Raw genomic sequence first — 18,597 nt, forward strand, 5'->3', positions numbered from 1 at the left:
TCCGAGCAGCGTCAGGAGCTGACCCCTTCATTTCCGGTCGAGAACCGGACCTGCTCATCGGCCGAACCTGAATGCCAGATCCCGACCCGGACCTATCGGTACGCTCCGTCGATGAGGCGCGGAGCACGCTTGCTGGAGCCTACTTCCAGAGCGATCTCCACATCCTCTCCGAAACCACGCTCGATCAACTCCCGGCCCGACATGCAGGTGCGGATAACGGAGGCAAGGTCGTTCGCTGCCGCCGCAAACACGGCTCGTGCGACCGCAGCTTCGGCGCTCACCTCCGCTTCGATGGCTGAGATGATTGCGCCTGCTCCGATCCAATCCTCGATAGCAGGCCGGAGGCTCCCGTCGGCCCAACGCTCCCCCGCCGGTATCACCGCGACCAAACCGTCTAACCTCATCGCTTGCACGGCCTCCGCGACAGATTTGTAGTTGCGGAGACACCCACAGAGTGTCGGCACCTCCCCTGTAGCGAGAGAGAGGCGGGAGCCGTTCGGCGAGGGGAGGAGAAGACGGGTGCCGCGGACCACATGTCGGAGGCTTGCTGGAGAAAGGCTTAGCTGACCGCCCGCGGCTCTCTTCGGCGAAGCGGCGATCGCGCTTTGTCGGGCAGCCTCCTCGCGGGCTGCATCAGCATCTCCCCACGGAAACGGAATGACCTCCGCGCCTGTATCCGTGGCAACGCTAACAGCCGTTGAGAACGACAGCACGTCGACGATCACGAAGACCGTCGCCGTGGATCGAAGCATTTCGATCCCCGGCAGTCCCCATTCGCAAACGACCTGCGCCATATGCTTGGTGTGGCACAACGGGCGTCCGCTTCCCACCCATGGCGGACAACCCTCCGTAAGCTGTGCCGAACTCTCCTACGATGTTTCCCCCGTCACCTCCGCCAGAGCCAAAGCGCCGCCCCGGCGAGCGGAACCAGGAGCATCGATTGGTTCAATCGGATATCCCACCGCACCTTCGGCAGTGCGTGCGGAGGGTACTGCACAGGCCATCGCCCGGTTTCGATTGCTCGGACCAAAATGTCAGGCGTGATAGGTATCCGCTCCACGCGTCGGTTGGGTGGGGCGAAGAACAAGGCTCCGAAGTTCCAGCCTTCTTCCTCATGATGGAAGTACCAAAGGTATTCATCGCCGGTGACGTCGAAACGAGCGCCAAATGCGTCCATGAAGTCGGATGCGTCGTCGCCGCATATCCCGAACCGATCGAAAAGATCGGCGTCGCCTTCACGGGGCAGCTGCTCGCCAAGGACCTGCTCGAACCACTCGGCGAGCAATCGTCGCGCGTCGCTCACGCTCGGAACTATGCCTGCCCGAGCCGGTGTCCGCAAATCACTCCTCTCTTACGCGGAGCGCAGCTGCTGAAGCGCAAGGCGCGCCCGATGTCAGCGGGCTTGTACGCCGAAGGCCCGAGCTTGAGACGGAGGCCGCATCAGCCGATCAGCTCCCTGGCGACGACGTCGGCCGCGCCGTTCTGTCGCTGTAGAGGAAGTCGGCGGCGGCTTCGCCCATCGCGCGGTAGTCATGGCCGACGCCCGGCACGATGTGGAGCCGCCACTTGAACGGAAAGCCTCGTCGCGCGGCCTCCTTCTGGGCCAGCGCATGGAAGCGCCGGCCGCGGGCCAGCCGGTGAGGGCCTTGAGCCGCTGTTTCCTCGGTTTGACGTAGATGACCGCGCGCCTCTTCGGCGTTGTCTTGCGCCCCGAGGAAGATCACCAGGTCGCCGCTGAACGCGGTTCTCAGCTGCTGCGATGTGAGCGGCAGGCCGCTTAGGCCATATGGGAACGGAATCTCGGGCGCCGGCGTCGTATACCAGCCGGAGTTGGCGGCGATGGCGGTTCTGACCCGCGGGCTCGGCGCCGCCAGCATCATGCGGTGGATGATCTGACCGCCTGCAGAGTGCCCGAACAGATCGTACTGTCTTTGTCGCGATCCAAAGCGTCGGACAGCCGCTTCGAAGATCGCGTCCAGGTCTGAGAAGAGCCAGGTCCGGCGCGGCGTGATCTCCACGTCCCGCAGGCTGGCCACATCGGCGTCGCCCGCGATCATCCCTGCCAGGTTGTAGTTGATGGGACCGGGAAACTGCGCCTCGTCGAACGCGGGGGCCAGCACGAGCAGGCGGTGCTTGTCGGCGGCCGCGATCCAGCTGTCCCGGTAGTCGGCGCCGTTGCGCCCACCCCCGGGCAGGACAAGGATGACCGGATCTTCCGGACCGTGGCCCGCGGCCCGATAGGTGAAAACCTCGATCGCTTCGCCGCCAGGCAGGCGAACCGGGAAGGATCCCACCGCCCGCGGCCCGACGTCCGCGACGTTGTCCTGGCGAGCGGCGCCATCGACGGGCAGATATGAGATCAGGAACAGCGCCAAGGCGGCTGCGGACACTTTGAACCAGTTCATGGGCGAACGCGGCCCTTCCGATGTTTGAGACCCCTGAGCTAGGCTGCCGGCCGACCTGCCGAGAAGGGGTTTGACGCGGAATGACCGGCCTTGTCGCAAACGGTCCGTTCGCGAACCGACCTGGGGGCGGCCATCGCCAACTGGCGCTGCACGGTCTGGGCGCTGTCGCCCTTGCCCTCGCACTGGCCTCGAGCGGCGCATTCGACAGCGACACGCTGCCGCTCGCCCGGCGGATGCTGATGTTCGGCGTCATCGCCGCCCTGCTGGTCCCGCAAGCCTCGCTCTTATTCGACGTGGCGCGATGGCTCCTGCCGCGCCGGCGGGGCCCCATCGTTCCGGGGGCCGTCGCGGCGGCCGCGACACTCGTCTTGATGACCGCGGAGATTCACGCGCTGAAAGCCACCCCCGTCGTGCCGTACGCGCCCGATCCACTGATCGAGTTCGCCCTCTTCCTTTCGCCCTTCATCCTTCCAGTGAGCGGCCTGATCGCGGGGCTCAAGTGGGCGGGCTCGGCCAAGCGAGCCGCACCTGTGCGGCTGAACAGCCAGGCTCGGCCCACACGTGTCATGTCGCCTGAGGCAAGCGGCGCGATTGCTGGCTGGCCGCCAGAGCCCCCTCTGACCATCCAGGTGCGTGATCACTACCTTGAGGTTCGCACCCGTCGGGGCGCCCGCCTGCTGCGCGGCCGGATGTCGGACGCCCTGCAGCACGTTTCCGAACAGCCGGGCCTCCAGCCCCATCGCTCATGGTGGGTGGCGCTCGACGAGATCCGCGGAGTCGATCGGCGCGGACGGGACCTGGTCCTCAGCCTCACCGACGGTCGATTGATCCCTGTGGCGCGATCCAGAGCGCAAGACGTGATGCGCATCCTTCAGCAGCGCGCAATCACGCGGTCGTGACAAGCCAAGCAATCACACCAGAGCGAAGCGCCCCCTCTCACTCGAATTGGTCCTCAGTGTTCGGCCAAGCGCAACCGCCCACGGCCCCCGCAGCCTCGCGCGCCTTGCGCCTCCACCTCCATACTTATACATTATGTCCAACCCTGGACTCTCACGCGCATGCCGCCCCACGCCGCCGCCCTCCCCGCCTCCGAGGCGCCCGCCTTCACCGCCGCCGACTTGCGCGACCCCGAGGCGCGCCGGCGCGTCTCGGCGCCCGCGGTGCGGCTCTTCCTGCGCGTCTGCGACCTGTGGGACCTGAAGGTGGACGAGCGCCGCGCCATGCTGGGCGGGATCTCGCGCCAGACCTACCACAACTGGAAGGCCGGCCAGGTCGGCGCCCTCACCCGCGACCAGCTGGAGCGGATTTCCCTGACGCTGGGGGTGCTCAAGGGCCTGCGCCTCGTCTTCGCCGAGGACGCCCACGCCCTGCGCTGGCTGAAGTCCGAGAACGCCGACGCTCCGTTCGCCGGCCGCTCGCCGCTCGCCCACATGACCGAGGGCGGCCTTTCCGAGCTCGCCGACGTGCGCCGCTACCTCGACGCCTGGCGCGGCGTGAAATGAGCTTCTCGCGGGCCCGGGTCCGCGGCCGCAGCCACCGCCTGATCCTCAGCCGCTATCCGACGGTCGGCGTCTTCGACGACATCGCCGGCGACGAGGCCGAGCTGCGCCTGGCCTTCGCCCTCGAGGACCTCACCCTGCGCACGCCGAACCGCCTGGCCGCTTTGCCGGAAGGCGGCCTCGTCACCGGCCCCACCGCCTCCATCGTCATGGCCGCCTTCCTGCACGTGGCCGACGAGGGCGGCCGCTTCCACGACGCCGCCCTGGGCGCCTGGTACGCCGCCCGCGACGTCGCCACCGCCATCGAAGAGACCGTCCACCACAACCACCGGCGCCTGGCCGCCTCCGCCGGCGGCTTCCCCGCCCGGCTGCAGCTGCGCGAGCTGGTCGCAGGCCTCGACGCTCAGCTCCTCGACCTGCGCGGCGCCCAAGCCTCCCACCAGGAGCTCTACCGCCCCGACGACTACGCCGCCTCCCAGGCCTTCGCCCGCGAGCGCCGCTGGCCCTTCGCCCAGCCCGGCGAGGACGGCTTCGTCTACGACAGCGTCCGCCGCTCGGGCGGCGAATGCGTCGTCCTCTTCCGCCCTGCCGCCGTCCCCCTCCCCGTCCTCCAGGGCGACCACTTCGAGTACGTCTGGGACGCCCGGGGCGAGCTGACGGTGCTCAAGCTCACGAGCGTCGATCGCGCCTAGCGCTGCCGCACGCCGCGAAGAGGCTTCGCAGCTTGTACGGATCCCGGCACACGCGGCGCCGGCACGTCCCACATCGATAAGCTCAGGGCGGACTCCGCGCCCCCCGGCATCAAGTTCGGCGACCGCCTCCGCCAGACGAGCGGCGTTGGCGGGCGAGGCGAGCAACCGCGCCGTCTCCTCAATTGAACGCCAGTCGGAGAGCGAAACCATCACCACGGCTTCTCCGCCTTGACGGGCGATGACCATCGGCGCGTGGTCTTCCACGACCCGGTCCATCACGGCTCCGAGCCTCGCGCGCACCTCAGCCACGGTCATCACGTCCCTGCGGCCTCTCCATGCCTGACACCGTCGCCACTCGTCACCAGCAGGGGCCGAGCCCGGACAGGCCCGAGAAGACGCGACGGGCGATCTGGCCGCCGCGCCCTCCGGGTGAAATCAAGCGCGAACGCTCGCCCCGCACGTGAACCCCGGTTGCGGCCACATAGCTGCGCCGTAGTCTGGCCGAAACGAGCGATCCGGCCGGGGGGCTGACAATGACGGACTTCACCATCACCTGGCTGACGGAGCCTCGGCCCGGCATGACCTTCGCGCCCGGCGTGGAGGCCAACACCACCGTGACCCTTTCCGAGAACGGGCGCTACGCGCTGCTCACCTCGAACGGCTGGCCGGGCGACGCGACCAGCAGCCCCGACGTCTTCCTGAAGGACCTCCTGACGGGCGAACTTGCGCTCGTCTCCAAGACCGCGGCCGGTGTTCAGTCGTCGCACGCCGCCTTCGGCGGCGGCGTCTCGGGCGACGGCCGCTACGTCGTCTTCACCACCAGCGGAAACACCTTCGATCCCACCGACGCCAACGTCCACGAGGATGTCTACCGTAAGGACATGGCGACCGGAGAGGTCGTCCGGGTCTCCACCGCGTTCGACGGCGCCTTCGGCAGCCAGACCACCGGGGCCAGCACCAGTCCCCTGATCTCGGCCGACGGGCGCTTCGTCTTCTTCACAAGCAGCGCCTACAACATCGACGGCGGCCCGCTCGACTTCTTCCAGGACGTGTTCCGCAAGGACATGGTCACGGGCGAAGTCGCCCGGGTCTCCCGCACCGCCGACGGCGCCTACCTGGACGGCGCGAGCGTGCTGGAGTCGATCTCCAGCGACGGCCGGTACGCGAGCTTCATCAGCTTCTCGACCAACCTCGTTCCCGGCGACACGAACGGCCAGACCGACGCCTTCCGCAAGGACCTGGTCACCGGCGAGGTGATCCGGATCTCGACGTCGCAGGCCGGCGTCGAGGCCAATGGAGAGAGCGCCGGGACCGATCTGTCCTCCGATGGGCGCTACGCCGTCTTCTTCAGCGGCGCGAGCAACCTCGTCGAGGGCGACACCAACGGCCAGCATGACGTCTTCTGGAAGGACCTTGCGACCGGCCAGCTCCGGCGCGTCTCGGAGGCCGCCGACGGGACCCAGGCCAACGGGGCAAGCTTCTGGGCGAGCGTGAGCGCCGACGGCCGCTACGTGACCTTCGTCAGCGACGCCTCCAACCTCGTCGCCGGGGACACGAACGGCCAGCGGGACGTGTTCTGGAAAGATCTCCACACGGGCGAGATCCTGCGCATCAACGTCGGACCTGGCGGCGTGCAGTCCAACGCCCTCACGGGGGCGCCGCAGACGATCGACGGCCAGCACATCGTGTTCTGGAGCTATGCGTCGAACCTCGCGGCCGGCGACACTAACGAAAGGGCCGACGCCTTCCTCGTCACCATCGACCGCAACGACCCGCCGTCCGCTCTGGATGACACGGCGACGGTCGCCGAGGACGCGACCACGCCCAACCTCGTCCCCCTCCTGCTCGCCAACGACGCGGACCCGGACGCCGGCGACGACTTGAGGATCCTCTCGGTCGACGCCACAGGCGCGCTGGGCGCGGTCGCCTTCGACGCCGCCGCCCAGACCCTGACCTATTCGGCGGACCACGACGACTTCGACCTGCTCGGCGTCTTCGGGAACCCGGACACGGCCGCCGACACCTTCAGCTACACTCTGGTCGACAGCGCGGGGAACACCTCCACCGCCGCCGTCGCCATGGTGATCACAGCGGCCGGCGACGGCGTGTTCGTCTCCGGCCGCGTGGGCAACGAGACCCTGTCGGGCGGGGCCGGCGAGGACACCGTCCTGGGCCTCGGCGGGGCCGACGTCCTGTTCGGCGCCGGCGGCGCCGACAGCCTCGACGGCGGCTCGGGCGCGGACACCCTGGACGGCGGGGCCGGCCACGACCGCCTGCGCGGGGACAGCGGCAACGACCGGCTGCTCGGCCAGGGCGGCCGCGACACCCTGGTCGGCGACGGCGGCAACGACAGCCTCGCCGGCGGCGACGGCGCCGACCGCCTCGAGGGCGGCGCCGGCAACGATCGGCTGGAGGGCGGCGCCGGCGACGACACCCTGCTCGGCGGCGGCGGGATCGACGCCTTCGTCTTCGGACCCGGCGGTGCGGACGAGATCGACCTCGTCGCCGACTTCGGCCGCGAGGACCGGATCCATCTCGCCGGCGGCCCTGGCCTCTCCGGGGCCGACACCACCGCGGACGTGACCGGGGACGGCGTGGCCGACACCGTCCTGACCCTGACCACCGGCCAGACGGTCGTGCTATCGGGGTTCACGGCCTGGAGCGACGGCCTGCTTGCCTGATGCGGCGGGCGCCCCGCCGTCAGGCGCCGGCCCAGGTGGTGATCCTCCGGGCGTGGAACGGCGGCACGATGGCGGTGATGTGCGCCGCCCAGCGCAGGCGCACGTCCGCACGGACAGGCGCGTCGAGGCTCTCCAGGCTGTAGACACCGGCCTTCGACCCCCTGACGAGGCGCTTCACCAGCACCTCGTCCGTATCGGTCTCCACCACGACCACCTGCCCCAGCATGTCCGGCGTGGGGGGCGTCCGCTGGTCCTCGAAGTAGATCAGGGCCCCGTCGTCCGCCAAGCCCCGCATGGACTCGCCCACCACGCGCAGGGCCACGGCCTTGCCGCTGCCGCCCGGCGGCACGGGCGTGAGCTCCAGCCCCTCCTGGCCGGTGCTCAGCAGGACCGAACCGTCCGGGTTGGCCCCGACCCGGCCGATGATCGGGACCATCGCTGCTCGGCCGTCCTCGCGCGCCGCCCCTGTCCCGGCGTAGAGCCACTCCGGCCGCACGCCGAAGGCCGCCCCATAGGCTTCGGCCATCCGGTACGAGAACGGCGCGTTGCCGTTCTCGTTGGACTTGTAGGTGTTGCGGTTCCACCCGTGCGCCTCGGCCGCGGCCAGGGCGGAGGCGAAGCCGGCGTCGATGCGGGCGCGCCTCAGCCGCTCCGAACGGCCCAGGTCGTCGGGCGATCGCCGGGCCGTTCCGCGTGATTCAGCGCTTGCCATGAGATGGGTATTTAACCTACCGTTCTGGTTATGTCCACGCCCGCCCAACGTAAGCCGCCGCGGCCCGCAGCGACAGAGGTCACGATCCGGTTCGGTCGCTGGTTCGAGGCGCACGCGACCGGCTGGGGCGTCCTGGTCGTCGGCGCCGTCGCCCTGGCCCTCCTGACGCTGCTCAGCCTCTCCGCCCTGGCCGGCGCCTAGCTAAGCCCGGCCGCCGCCCTCGCCCGTGCGAGGCTCCCGAAGCGCCGCCGGACCGTCCGCGCCGCGATCGAAGGATCGGCCTCGATCAGCCGCCAGCTGAGGCGGCCGTGCTCGGCGTGCAGTCGCCGCAGCTCGGCGACAAGCCGGTCGGTGGTCCGGCGCGGCTTGCGCAGCGGGACGCGAACGGGGGTCTGCGGCACGCCCGCCGCGGCCTGCGCCGCCTGCAGCGACCCGAACCACCGCGCGAAGGTGCGCGGCAGGGGCGCGTGAGGATCGCGCCGGAGGCTCGCCTCGTCCGTGGCCCCGTACGCGACCTGCAGGCGCCGCAGCTCGTCGAGCAGGGTCTCCCGCCGCCACTTGCGCGCGCCGCGGGGCGGCCGATAGCCCGCCGCTTCGAAAGCCGCCGCGAGGGTTCCGAACCGGGTCTCTATCGTGGTCGGGCTCGGCAGCTCCGGCCGGCGGCGGACGATCGCCCCGGTCAGGCGCCCCTCCGCGGCGAACGCCCGGCGCAGCCGCTCGAGCAACTCCTCGGTCCCGAGCGAAAGGCGCCTGGCGGCGCGCAGTTGCTGGGCCCGGCGGAAGGTGCGCTCGGACACGGTCGCGGGCGCCACCCGCGCCCTCACCCACTCCGCCTCCGGGGCCTTGCGGCTGGCGGCGCGGAGGCGCTCGCTCCTGCGGCCATAGACCCGGACGCCCCGGTAGACCTCGTTGGCGAGGATGTTCCCCACCTTGAAGGCCGACCAGCCGCCGCGCGGCGGCGGTGCGCCGGCGGCGGCCATGTCCTGCGCGATCCGCCGGAGGCCCCGCCCTCCGCCGACATAGAGGCGGAAGATCGCGCGCACCGCCTCCAGCTCCTCGGGGGGCCCGGGGACGAGCCGAACCCGGTCCGTGGCCACCGCCTTCACCTGCCCGGGCCCGAGGATCAGGCGCGGCCGCCCGTCGCCGTCCACCAGCTGGCGCCGGAAGCCGTAGGGCGCCGGGCCGCCCGCCGAGAACCCGAGACCCGCGACGTGGCGCTGCCCCCGGAGGACCCGGACGCCGAGCTCGCGGCTGTACTCGGCCGCCATCACCCGCTTGAGCTGCTTCATCAGGCTCGAGGAGAGCGAGCCGTCGTTCTCGAACCCTTCGGCGCAGTAGCGCACGGCCACCCCCGCCTCCCGGCAGAGGAACTCGTAGTGGCCTGCCTGGTCCGGGTCCTGGAAGCGGCCCCAGCGGCTGACGTCGAAGACCAGGACGGCGTCGAAGAGCCCGCCGCCGCCCGCCACGTCCGAAATCAGGGCCTGCAGCCCGGGGCGGCCCTTGAAAGTCAGCCCGCTGCGGCCGGCGTCGGCGTAGGTCCGCACGATGCGGTAGTTCCGCCGCAGGGCGTACAGGGCGATCGCCGCGGCCTGGTTCTCGAGGGAGTAGCGCTGATGCTCGCTGGACTTGCGCAGGTACTGGGCCGCCGCGACGGGCGCCGATCCGCCGGCCTCAGGCATCGGCCGCGCCTCGAACCGCCCCGCCGGCCCGCGCCCGCCGCCAGGCCCGCCGCACCTCGGCGAAGTTGTCCCCGAGCCCCGCGGCGACGTAGGCCCGCCGCAGGGACCCGAACCGGCGATGGTAGGTGCTGGGCTCCGACAGGCCTTCCTGCGCCGTGAGCAGGGGCCCGCTGGCCACGCCCCTGCGGCGCTTCAGCGCCCGCAGGTCCTCGAGCAGCTGTTCGTCGCTCACGCGCCGGACCGGCCCCGGGACATAGCCGATCCGGCGGTAAAGCGCCGTGAGGCTGCCGAACCGCTTCTGGTACACCCGCACGGCAGGGGTCTCCCCCGAGCGCGCCATGAGCGCCGCTGTGAGCCGCCCCTCCTTCGCCAGCAGCCGCCGGGCGGCGGTGAGAAGGTCCTCGTCGGTGTAGCGGCTGCGCAGCGCCAGCAGCGTGCGCGCGCGGGCGAAGGTCTCCGGCGGCGTCACCGGCGCCATGACGGCCGCGCGGACCCACTCGCTTTCCGGCAGCGGCCGCCGCCGGGTGCGCAACGCCTCCGTGCCCCGGTTGAACACATAGACGCCGGCGTAGAGCTCGTGCCGCAGGACCCGCAGCACCGCCGTCGCGGTCCACGGCCCGCCCTGAGGCCGCGGCGGGCCTTCCGCCGCCATCCGCCGCGCGATGTCCGTCAGGCCGAGCCGTTCGTCCACATAGGCGCGGAAGATCGTCCGGACCGCTTCCACCTCGGCCGGCGGACCGTGCGCGAACCCGACGGCCTGCTCGCGCAGCGTCTTGCGCTCCCCCGGCTTCAGCGGGCCGGCCTCGGTCCCGTCGGCGTTGAGGAGCATCCGGGCCACGCCCATGGGAAGGCGCCCGCCCCGCTTTCGGCCGGCGGCGGCGGCGGCCTTCCCGGCCGCACGGACCAGCTCCGAACGCTCGCGGCTGAACTCGGCCGCCATGATCCGCTTGAGCTGCTTGGCGAGGCTCCCGAGCGCGCCGTCCTCGTCCTCGGGCGGCTCGCCGCAGTAGCGGACGACGATCCCCGCCTGGCGGCAGAGGAACTCGTAGTGCGCGGCCTCGTCCAGGTCCTGGAACCGCCCCCACCGGCTCACGTCGGCGACCAGCACGACCGAGAAGTCCGCCGCCCCCGAGACCACGTCCGCCACCAGGCTGCGGAGGCCCTCCCGCTCGGCGAAGGTGAGGCCGCTGATCCCGGCGTCGGTGTAGGTGCGCACGATGTCGAGCCCGGCGCCGCGCGCATGCTGGGCGATCACCGCCGCCTGGCTCGCCAGCGAGAACGGCTGCTGGTCCGTCGACATCCGCAGGTACTGCGCGGCGCGCCGCAAGGCCGTGGCCATGATCGCCTCCAGACCTGACGGCCCTAACGCTGGCGGCGATATCCCCTTGGCTCAAGTAGATTTTTCCTACCGGCCGCCGCTGCGCCAGCCGCTTGACCGATCCCGGCCGGTGGGCTTGATGGACGCGTGCACATCCGGCCAGCGCCGATCCTCGCGGTGTTCTGCGTCCTGCTCGCGGCGATGTGCGTCTGCGTCGCCCTTGCCTACCGCGCCGCCCACGAGGAAGCCCTCTGCTGGCGCGCCTTCGTCGAGGACGGCGAGCATCCCCCGGAAGGCGACTGCCGCCGAACCGGGCCGTGGCGCCCGTGATCACCTCACGCTGCGCAAGAACGAGGCCGCGCCTGGACCTAAGTCATCGGGCGAGCGGCCGGATCGGCGAGCCCGGTGTGGATCGGACGCACCGCGGCGGCGTCTCGACCCGGGGGCGCGAACCCGGCCCTGCGCCCCAGGCGCATACTCGGTCCAAGGCTCGGCTTGCCGCCGTCCACAGCTCGTCTACCGTGCGGCCATGTGCGGTCGCTTCGACACCTCGCACCTTTTCTGGCGCGACATCCACGAGCAGCTCTCGACGCTGATCCCGGTCAGGACGGAGCCCCTGAACCTGGAGCCCGACGACGACGTGCGGCCGACCACGCCGCAGCTCACGGCGCGCATTGAGGATGGCGTGTGGATCCTGGAGAAGATGCGCTGGGGGCTGGTGCCGTTCTGGCGCAACGGCAAGCCCCTGAAGGACACCGCCAAGGGTGCGGACGACGGGTTCAAGCTGACCACGTTCAATTGCAAGGTTGAGACCTGCCACAGCGCGGCGGCCTTCCGCGACGCCTTCGCCAAGCGCCGCTGCATCGTCCCCGCCAGCGCCTGGTACGAATGGACGGGCGAGAAGGGCGCGAAAGTGAAACACCGCTTCGCCCGGGCCGACGGCAAGGCGATCTGGTTCGCGGGCCTGTGGGATCGCTGCACCACGCCCGACGCCGGCGAGGTGCGCAGCTTCACCATCCTGACCGGCCCCTCCGCCGGGCGGCTCTCGGATTACCACAACCGGGCGCCGGTCATCCTTGAGCAGGAGGAGTGGAGCGCCTGGTTGGAGCCTCCACGCGATCCAGCGGCCCTGTTCGCAGCCGTGCGGCCGGAACGGTTCGAGGTCGCGACGGCCGCTTAGATATTAGGGGCGCCTTCGGCAGGCGCCTCGCCACGATCCAGGCAAGCCCACTTGTGGACCCACATCAGTTCGCGCTTGAGCGTCGCTCCCGCGGTCTTGCAGGCCTCCAGGGTCGCAAAGGTACCAATCACCGTCTGCTGAAGGTTCAGCCCCTTGCCTTCGGTGACGAGGATCCAGCGGTGCTCGCTGGCGGCCGCGCTCGCCGCCAGCGCCAGGCAAACCAAAACCGCCGGATACGTGAGTTGGCTCATATTCCGAACTTGCACCTGGTCGGCCTCGCTCGCTACCGCTTCGCTTGGATCTATCGCGTGACCCGCTTTCGCCCGGCATGACGCCAAAGCCTAGCGCGTCTCGGCGAAGGGCTTCCTCTGCCACCGCCTGGATGTGAGTCGGTGGTTCGCGGCGCCGGACCTTCGGTGTCGCTGCCCGTCATGAGCGAGACGCAGCTTGGCCGATGGCCGTCAGGTGCGACGACAGGCGGCTCCAGACTGGCGAAAGGGGGGCGCACCTGGCCGCCTGTCGGCGAGGTTCACACCGCCGCGGCGACCTCGGCGAACGCAAGCCGCATGGTGACCGCGAACGCCCGCCAATCCCCGTCCCGGCTGTAATGCCGACCAAAGCCCAGGCGCCGGTAGTCGCTGGCCGCGTCCACCGCCTCGCTCGGTGTGGCGAAATGGCTCGCCTTCTGCTGATCCACCGTCACGACCCAGTGGCCATGGCGGCGGTCCCGGCAAAGAAACCGTGGCCGGGCGCCGTCGAACGCGGCGACGACGTAGGTCGTGGAGGTGATCGGCTTCGGCGTCATCGCGGCCCCATATGGGCGGCGCGCGCGCCCGTCCAAGGCCTGCAGTGCGCCCGTCGCCCGAAAGCTCAGCAGGTCCGAGCGGGATTCGACCAAGACGAAGGAAGCGCCACGGCCGGACGCAGGGTCCCGCGTCATGGGCGGTGGCGAGGCGGAGTGCTAAGACTCTGCCAGGAGAGTGTCCGAGGGGCGCGCGCTCTAGCCGACACGCATGTGGGTTTGAGGATGGAACTCGCTTGGCTTGAGGATTTCGTCACGCTCGCCGACTGCGGCCACTTCTCCCGGGCCGCCGAGCGCCGGAACGTGTCCCAGCCGGCGTTCAGCCGACGCGTCCGCATGCTGGAGGACTGGATCGGCGCGCCGCTGTTCAACCGTGACACGCACCGGGTTGAACTCACGCCGGCCGGGGCCGCATTCCGGCCGATCGCGGAAGACGTCCTGCGACGGCTGGGCTCCGGCCGCGAACGCGTGCGCGAGGTGGCGCAGGCCGCCGCAAACTCGCTGCGGTTCACCTGCACGAACGTCCTGTCCCTCACCTTCTTCCCCGGCTGGCTGCAGCGCGTGGAGGAAGCTTCCGAACTGCAGGCCAGCATCAGCCTCGTCACGGACAACATGGCCGACTGCGAGCGTCTGATGACACAGGGCCAGGCGCAGTTCCTGCTGTGCCACTTCCATCCGGCGGCGCCGACATCGCTCGACACCACCTACTTCCGCTCGCTCGATGTGGGGCAGGACCTCCTGGTGCCCGTGAGCGCTCCCGCAACGCCCGGATCGACGGATCCCCTTCACGCGTTGCCCGGCTCGCCCGAATCGCCGGTGGCCCATCTGGCCTTCACCTCGGCCTCGGGCATGGGCCGGATCATCGCCTCGACCCGGACGCGCGATGCGCCGCCCGTCTGGCTGAACGCGGTGTTCACGGCGCACCTTGCGATGGTGCTGCTCGCCATGGCCAAGGCCGGTCGGGGCGTGGCCTGGCTTCCGCAGAGCCTGATCGGAGGCGAGCTGGAGCGCGGCGAGCTCGTCCGCGGCGGCGCCAGCGACTGGGACATTCCCATCCGCATACGCCTCTATCGGCCGCGGGCCCGCCAGAGCCCGGCCGCGGAGAGCTTCTGGACCCACGTGCGCCATGTGACGGGCGCCGACTGAGCGTCTTGGGCTGACGCGGCGGGCTCAGAGAGGACGGAGTGCCGGACGGCGCGCCCTCAGTCCAGGTCGAGATCGAGCAGACGGACGAACTGCTGGCCGGCGTGCAGGTCCCGCTCCTCCACACCGCCCTGCGGGGTCCGACGCGGATAGGAGATCTTGATCATCTCCAGGCTTTCGACGGGGAAGCGCTTCACCAGCGCCGGGTCCACCCCGAACAGCTTTCCGATCGCCTCGGCTCCCAGCGCCGGGTGATGGGCGTATCGGCGGAAGCTCTCCGCCCCGTCGAAGAAGATGTCGATGGTGACCCAGAACGGGCCCGCGTTCTTGGAGCGCAGGTCGCGGCACACCTCCTGAAGCCTGGCCATCACGCGGCCTCCGTGCGGGTGAGATCCACGAACTCCATCCGCACCAGCTCGGTCGGGCTCTCAGGCGCCACCACATGGTTGAGCTTGAACTCGAAAACGGGCCCGCGCTCGATGTCCGCCGGCGAGAAGGCGAAGGCGTAGCTCGGCAGCTCCTTCTCGGGATTGAGGGGGAAGTGGAAGAAGTAGGGGTTGCAGGCCTTTGCGATGTCCGTCGCCAGCTGCTGGGTCGGCGCGGTGACCACGCAGAGGATGCCGACCTCGCGGGGCGGCGGCGTTCCGGCCGGGACAGGCTCGCCATCCACGGCGTTCCAGCCGTAGATGCGCAGCGAGATCGACCAGCTGTCGGGGTCGGCATCGACGTTGCGGCGGGCCCGCTCGGTCAGGGCGGCCAGCATGCGGTCGTGGAAGACGTCTAGCTGGCGAAGGACTTCGGGGTCGCGGATGCCGATAAGCATCACCGTCTGGCAGGGCCCGACGGCGGCGCCCTCGAGCTTCATGGTGTACGGGCGCGGCTCCCACCGCGATCCGGTCACCCGCACCCAGCGTGGATCGAGCTGCTCGTAGCGGGCGTCGGTCACGTCGAGCACGCCCCCGGGCTCCACCAGCCGAAAGGGATCGCTGTTCTCGTAGAGCATGTGCGCCGAGACGCTGTGCGGGGTGCACAGGTTGTCCGGATCGAGCGGCGCGACGTCGAAATAGTCCGCGCCGACGCGGAACATCACACCGGAGCCTCTGCGCCGGGCGGCGCACTGGGCGCCGCACTCCGTGACCTTCGCGCCGTGCCAGGCAGGCGCGACCCCCATGCCCTTCCAGAGCGGATATGCGGCCAGCACCGCCGTATCGGTGGTGCGGCCGGCGAGGACGATGTCCGCGCCTGCCTCGAGGGCGGCGATGAAGGGTTCGGGGCCCATGACGGCGACGATGTGGTCGCAGGCGTCGATCGTCGCCTCGTCCAGGGGCCCGAGCGGCGGGAGCGGCGTGATCGCCCCGGCCGCGCGCTTGGCCTTGAGCGTGGCCTTGTCCTGTTCGCAGTAGATCACCGCAATCCGCGGCGTCAGCCCCTGCTCACGGGCGATCTCGAGCGCGATGTCGCGCGTCCAGTCGACGTTGAGGTCGCCGCCCGCCTGCCCGCTGGTGCCGATCAGGATCGGCACGCGGTACCTGGCCTGGGCCCGCATCAGTATCTCCAGGTCCCGCTTCACCGCCCCACGGTTGTTCTTGGAGACGCCCAGGGCGAGGTAGGCGGCGCCGCTGTCGGTGGAGCCCGCATCCGAGGCGATCACCTGAGCGCCGGCCTCCAGGCCGCGGACGACCTCCTCCTCACGAACCCCGGCGCCGAGGGAGCCGACCGGTACGAGCACGGTCACGGGGGCGGTCTGCTGCGCGGTCATGGGTCCTCCCTGGAAGAGACTCTCCTATCCGACGCAGAACTTCCGCCGTCAATATTGACGATTTCCGTACATGTTCAGCCGGGAAGCGGGCCGGTGTAGACGGTTCTTGGCCGCACCGTCTCCTGGGTGAGGTACTGTTCCATGGTATGGGCGATCCACCCGGCCATCCGGGGCAGCTGCCAGATGACGCCGCCCTGCCCCTTGAGCCCGAGCTTGTGGGCGACGAAGCTCAGGGGAATGGCGAGGGCCGGCTCCAGTCCCGTGGCGTCGCGCGCGACCCTGATGGCGGCCTGGAGCCGCCGGAATCCGACGTCCTCGCCGACGCAGTCTTCGAGTTTCGCAAGCAGCGCCCGCGCCCGCGGATCCCCGGCCGGATACTGGCCCGAGCCGAAACCCGGAAGGGACGCGCCCTCGCGGATCGGCCGCAGGATCGCCGATTCCGGATCGGCGGTGGTGAGCACCTCATCCATGAGACGCTCGAGGCTCTGGGCGCGGCCGAACATCAGGCGGCGGCCGAAGGTGGACGCAAGGCCCACCAGCACCGCCTGGTGGGCCGTGACGCCGGTGTTGGCGATCGCGCGCACCGCGTAGGTGCTGGGATCGAGTTCATGATCCGCCGCAAGCACGAAGAGCCTGCGCAGAATGTCTTCGTAGGGCGGCGGGGCGCCGAGCCCGCCCGCCACCGCCTGGTGCAGCGGACGATCGTCAGAGGGATCGAAGCCGCCGATGAGATGTCCGAACCAGCGCATCAGCTCCGCGCCGGTCCGGGCGTAGCCGGCGTGGGTCAGGTCGAAGGCGCGCGGGTTGCTGCGTTCCAAAAGAGGGAGCAGCGCGACGGCGCGCTCCTGCACCGGGGCGCCGGCGAGCGCGGCCTCGGTGCGGTGGTAGAGGTCCCCGAGCCGCAGGTTGAAGGCGCCGAAGGTGGCCTCGTAGGGCGCGTCCCACAGGAGCGCGCAGACCGACTCCAGGGTCTCGCGCTCGGCGAGCGCCAGGGCGCTGCGCCCGCGGTAGAAGTGGCCCTCCTCGGTGATAAGGGTGATGGCGGAGCGCGGCGCAAGGACGTCTTCAGCCCCGCTGGCGGAGGCCCCCTTGAGCCGCTCGATGTCCTCGCGCCAGTAGCGCCGCGTGCGCGCGCCGGGCGCCTTCTGGGTGCGGATCTGCTTGCGGCTCACATAGGCGTAGAGGGTGGTCACGCTCACACCCAGCTCTCGCGCCGCCTCTTCTGCGGTGAGGTACACGTCCACTCCCTTTCAAGCGCGCCGCCGGAAAACCCGGAGCGCCCTGCGCATCGCCGGCGCCCCGGGCGCCGCCTGTCGCTGTAGAGCTACATCATGATGGATTTTGTCAATATTGACGTCCTGGCGCCATTGTCACAGTGAGGGTGCAGACGCCTTGGCCGAGGAGCCCGCTGTTGCACCTTTCCCTGTGGGGCTTCGCCACTCTGGCTGTGTTCCTCGCACTCGTTCTGACCCGGCGGCTCTCGGCGGCCGCCGCCCTGATCCTGACGCCGGTGACGTTCGGGCTCCTGGCGGGCTTCGGCGCCGGCCTTGGCGAGATGATGCTGCAGGGCGTCGTCGAGGTGGCGCCCACGGCGCTCATGCTGGTGTTCGCGCTGCTCTACTTCGCAGTGATGATCGAGGCCGGCCTGTTCGAGCCGCTCGTCCGCAAGATCCTGGCCCTGGCCGGCGACGACCCGGTGCGCGTGGTCGTCGGAACGGCTGCGCTGGCGATGCTGGTCTCGCTGGACGGCGACGGCGCGACCACCGCCCTGGTGACCATCTCCGCCATGTACCCTGTCTACCGCCGCCTGGGCCTGAACCCGCTGATCCTCGCGGTGCTGCTCGGCCTTTCCAACACGCTGATGAACTGGCTGCCCTGGGGCGGGCCGTCGGCCCGGGCGGCCACGGCCCTGCGGGTGCCCGTGATGGATGTCGTCGGGCCGCTGCTGCCCGCCCTGGGGCTCTCGCTGCTGGGCGTGCTCGCCCTCGCCTATGTGTTCGGGCGGATGGAGCGTCGCCGCCTCGCCGCCCACGCCTCGGCCGCCGGCCCGCCATCCGCCGGCGAGGACCGCCTTGACGAGGCCCCCACGGCCCCGAAGGAGACCCGGAACCTTTTGCTGAACCTCGCCCTGACGGTCGCGCTGATCGTCGGCATGGTGACCCAGGTCGCCCCGCTTGCCGCGCTGGTCATGAGCGCCTTCGCCATCGCCGTGACCCTGAACTTCCCCAGGCTGTCGGAGCAGAAGGCGCGCCTGGCGGCGCACGGGGAGACCGTGATGATGATGGTCATGCTGATCTTCGGGGCCGGCGCCTTCACCGGCATCCTGTCCGGGACGGGTATGATCGACGCCATGGCCGGCAGCCTCGTCTCGGCCATTCCCCCGGCGCTGGGGCCCTACATGGGCCAGATCACCGCGCTGCTCAGCATGCCGCTGCTGATGTTCATGTCGAACGACGCCTTCTTCTTCGGGGTCGTCCCGGTGCTGGGCGCCGCAGGAGCCGCCTACGGCGTCCCCGCGGAGGAGATCGCGCGCGCCTCCCTGATGGGCATGCCGCTGCATGGCCTCAGTCCGTTCATCGCCCCGATCTACCTGGTGGCCAGCCTCATCCGGGCCGACGTCGGGGCGCTGCAGCGCTTTGGCCTGCCGTGGGCGATCCTCACCAGCCTGTTCGCCTTCGCCGCGGCCATGCTGACGGGCGCGATCACCTTTCCCCGCTGAGCTCGCTC

The 18,597-nt window shown here is 70.5% G+C and carries 20 protein-coding genes and 1 pseudogene; 9 read left to right on the plus strand and 12 right to left on the minus strand.

What is annotated here, in order from left to right; all coding sequences use genetic code 11:
- Positions 1 to 92 precede the first annotated feature (92 nt).
- The 3 genes from ACFSC0_RS19170 to ACFSC0_RS19180 all read right to left on the minus strand — a co-directional run bounded on the left by ACFSC0_RS19170 (position 93) and on the right by ACFSC0_RS19180 (position 2,405).
- On the minus strand, positions 93 to 794 hold the full coding sequence (locus ACFSC0_RS19170) for a 2-phosphosulfolactate phosphatase (RefSeq protein WP_377355235.1): 702 nt from the start codon (positions 792 to 794) through the stop codon (positions 93 to 95).
- A gap of 92 nt (positions 795 to 886) precedes the next feature.
- Positions 887 to 1,303 (minus strand): hypothetical protein, encoded by a 417-nt coding sequence (locus ACFSC0_RS19175; RefSeq protein ID WP_377281588.1) that lies wholly within the window; start codon positions 1,301 to 1,303, stop codon positions 887 to 889.
- 145 nt (positions 1,304 to 1,448) lie between these two features.
- A complete protein-coding gene (locus ACFSC0_RS19180) occupies positions 1,449 to 2,405 on the minus strand; it encodes an alpha/beta hydrolase family protein (protein ID WP_377281589.1) in 957 nt (318 codons plus the stop codon).
- Positions 2,406 to 2,485: 80 nt separating this feature from the next.
- Here ACFSC0_RS19180 and ACFSC0_RS19185 point away from each other — a divergent pair, with 80 nt between their 5' ends.
- The 3 genes from ACFSC0_RS19185 to ACFSC0_RS19195 all read left to right on the plus strand — a co-directional run bounded on the left by ACFSC0_RS19185 (position 2,486) and on the right by ACFSC0_RS19195 (position 4,596).
- The gene (locus ACFSC0_RS19185) at positions 2,486 to 3,304 is read left to right on the plus strand and encodes a LytTR family DNA-binding domain-containing protein (RefSeq protein ID WP_377281590.1); all 819 of its coding nucleotides are present in this window, start codon (positions 2,486 to 2,488) and stop codon (positions 3,302 to 3,304) included.
- Positions 3,305 to 3,463: 159 nt separating this feature from the next.
- Positions 3,464 to 3,907 (plus strand): MbcA/ParS/Xre antitoxin family protein, encoded by a 444-nt coding sequence (locus ACFSC0_RS19190; protein WP_377281591.1) that lies wholly within the window; start codon positions 3,464 to 3,466, stop codon positions 3,905 to 3,907.
- The gene (locus tag ACFSC0_RS19195) at positions 3,904 to 4,596 is read left to right on the plus strand and encodes an RES family NAD+ phosphorylase (RefSeq protein ID WP_377281592.1); all 693 of its coding nucleotides are present in this window, start codon (positions 3,904 to 3,906) and stop codon (positions 4,594 to 4,596) included. Before ACFSC0_RS19190 ends, ACFSC0_RS19195 begins: the two co-directional genes overlap by 4 nt.
- Before the next feature lie 117 nt (positions 4,597 to 4,713).
- Here the strand turns inward: ACFSC0_RS19195 and ACFSC0_RS19200 are convergent.
- Positions 4,714 to 4,911, minus strand: a pseudogene (locus ACFSC0_RS19200) (type II toxin-antitoxin system Phd/YefM family antitoxin); the annotation flags it as partial.
- A gap of 218 nt (positions 4,912 to 5,129) precedes the next feature.
- Between ACFSC0_RS19200 and ACFSC0_RS19205 the strand changes: the two are divergent.
- Positions 5,130 to 7,277: an Ig-like domain-containing protein gene (locus ACFSC0_RS19205; protein WP_377281593.1), complete on the plus strand. Its 2,148-nt coding sequence runs from the start codon at positions 5,130 to 5,132 to the stop codon at positions 7,275 to 7,277.
- A 19-nt stretch (positions 7,278 to 7,296) separates the two neighbouring features.
- On the opposite strand, the gene ACFSC0_RS19210 is transcribed toward ACFSC0_RS19205, so the two are convergent.
- Positions 7,297 to 7,989, minus strand: coding sequence for a S24 family peptidase (locus ACFSC0_RS19210; RefSeq protein ID WP_377281594.1), 693 nt, complete (start codon positions 7,987 to 7,989; stop codon positions 7,297 to 7,299).
- Positions 7,990 to 8,019: 30 nt separating this feature from the next.
- Between ACFSC0_RS19210 and ACFSC0_RS19215 the strand changes: the two genes are divergently transcribed.
- The gene (locus ACFSC0_RS19215) at positions 8,020 to 8,190 is read left to right on the plus strand and encodes a hypothetical protein (protein ID WP_377281595.1); all 171 of its coding nucleotides are present in this window, start codon (positions 8,020 to 8,022) and stop codon (positions 8,188 to 8,190) included.
- On the opposite strand, the gene ACFSC0_RS19220 is transcribed toward ACFSC0_RS19215, so the two are convergent.
- Together ACFSC0_RS19220 and ACFSC0_RS19225 are read right to left on the minus strand one after the other, a co-directional pair.
- Positions 8,187 to 9,668, minus strand: coding sequence for a recombinase family protein (locus ACFSC0_RS19220; RefSeq protein WP_377281596.1), 1,482 nt, complete (start codon positions 9,666 to 9,668; stop codon positions 8,187 to 8,189). The genes ACFSC0_RS19215 and ACFSC0_RS19220 overlap by 4 nt on opposite strands.
- A complete protein-coding gene (locus ACFSC0_RS19225) occupies positions 9,661 to 11,007 on the minus strand; it encodes a recombinase family protein (protein WP_377281597.1) in 1,347 nt (448 codons plus the stop codon). The genes ACFSC0_RS19220 and ACFSC0_RS19225 overlap by 8 nt, the downstream gene beginning before the upstream one ends.
- Positions 11,008 to 11,133: 126 nt before the next feature.
- Between ACFSC0_RS19225 and ACFSC0_RS19230 the strand changes: the two genes are divergently transcribed.
- Both ACFSC0_RS19230 and ACFSC0_RS19235 read left to right on the plus strand, forming a co-directional pair.
- Entirely contained in the window at positions 11,134 to 11,316 is a 183-nt protein-coding gene (locus ACFSC0_RS19230; protein ID WP_377281598.1) for a hypothetical protein, read from the plus strand.
- Between the two features lie 199 nt (positions 11,317 to 11,515).
- Complete coding sequence (locus tag ACFSC0_RS19235; RefSeq protein WP_377281599.1) at positions 11,516 to 12,166, plus strand: SOS response-associated peptidase; 651 nt, start codon at positions 11,516 to 11,518, stop codon at positions 12,164 to 12,166.
- Here ACFSC0_RS19235 and ACFSC0_RS19240 read toward each other — a convergent pair.
- Both ACFSC0_RS19240 and ACFSC0_RS19245 read right to left on the minus strand, forming a co-directional pair.
- On the minus strand, positions 12,163 to 12,417 hold the full coding sequence (locus ACFSC0_RS19240; protein WP_377281600.1) for a hypothetical protein: 255 nt from the start codon (positions 12,415 to 12,417) through the stop codon (positions 12,163 to 12,165). The genes ACFSC0_RS19235 and ACFSC0_RS19240 overlap by 4 nt on opposite strands.
- A 278-nt stretch (positions 12,418 to 12,695) precedes the next feature.
- Positions 12,696 to 13,064 (minus strand): hypothetical protein, encoded by a 369-nt coding sequence (locus tag ACFSC0_RS19245; protein ID WP_377355236.1) that lies wholly within the window; start codon positions 13,062 to 13,064, stop codon positions 12,696 to 12,698.
- A 129-nt stretch (positions 13,065 to 13,193) separates the two neighbouring features.
- Here ACFSC0_RS19245 and ACFSC0_RS19250 point away from each other — a divergent pair, with 129 nt between their 5' ends.
- Entirely contained in the window at positions 13,194 to 14,114 is a 921-nt protein-coding gene (locus tag ACFSC0_RS19250) for a LysR family transcriptional regulator (protein ID WP_377281602.1), read from the plus strand.
- A gap of 56 nt (positions 14,115 to 14,170) precedes the next feature.
- Here the strand turns inward: ACFSC0_RS19250 and ACFSC0_RS19255 are convergent, their stop codons facing one another.
- The 3 genes from ACFSC0_RS19255 to ACFSC0_RS19265 form a co-directional block, all read right to left on the minus strand.
- A complete protein-coding gene (locus ACFSC0_RS19255; RefSeq protein ID WP_377281603.1) occupies positions 14,171 to 14,479 on the minus strand; it encodes a DUF4387 domain-containing protein in 309 nt (102 codons plus the stop codon).
- Positions 14,479 to 15,870 (minus strand): acyclic terpene utilization AtuA family protein, encoded by a 1,392-nt coding sequence (locus ACFSC0_RS19260; protein WP_377281604.1) that lies wholly within the window; start codon positions 15,868 to 15,870, stop codon positions 14,479 to 14,481. Before ACFSC0_RS19260 ends, ACFSC0_RS19255 begins: the two co-directional genes overlap by 1 nt.
- A gap of 74 nt (positions 15,871 to 15,944) precedes the next feature.
- Positions 15,945 to 17,108, minus strand: a complete 1,164-nt coding sequence (locus ACFSC0_RS19265; RefSeq protein ID WP_377355237.1) for a citrate/2-methylcitrate synthase — start codon at positions 17,106 to 17,108, stop codon at positions 15,945 to 15,947.
- Between the two features lie 173 nt (positions 17,109 to 17,281).
- Between ACFSC0_RS19265 and ACFSC0_RS19270 the strand changes: the two genes are divergently transcribed.
- A complete protein-coding gene (locus ACFSC0_RS19270) occupies positions 17,282 to 18,589 on the plus strand; it encodes a CitMHS family transporter (protein WP_377281606.1) in 1,308 nt (435 codons plus the stop codon).
- Positions 18,590 to 18,597 lie beyond the last annotated feature (8 nt).

The sequence above is a fragment of the Phenylobacterium terrae genome (assembly GCF_042681205.1).
Lineage (GTDB): Bacteria > Pseudomonadota > Alphaproteobacteria > Caulobacterales > Caulobacteraceae > Phenylobacterium > Phenylobacterium terrae.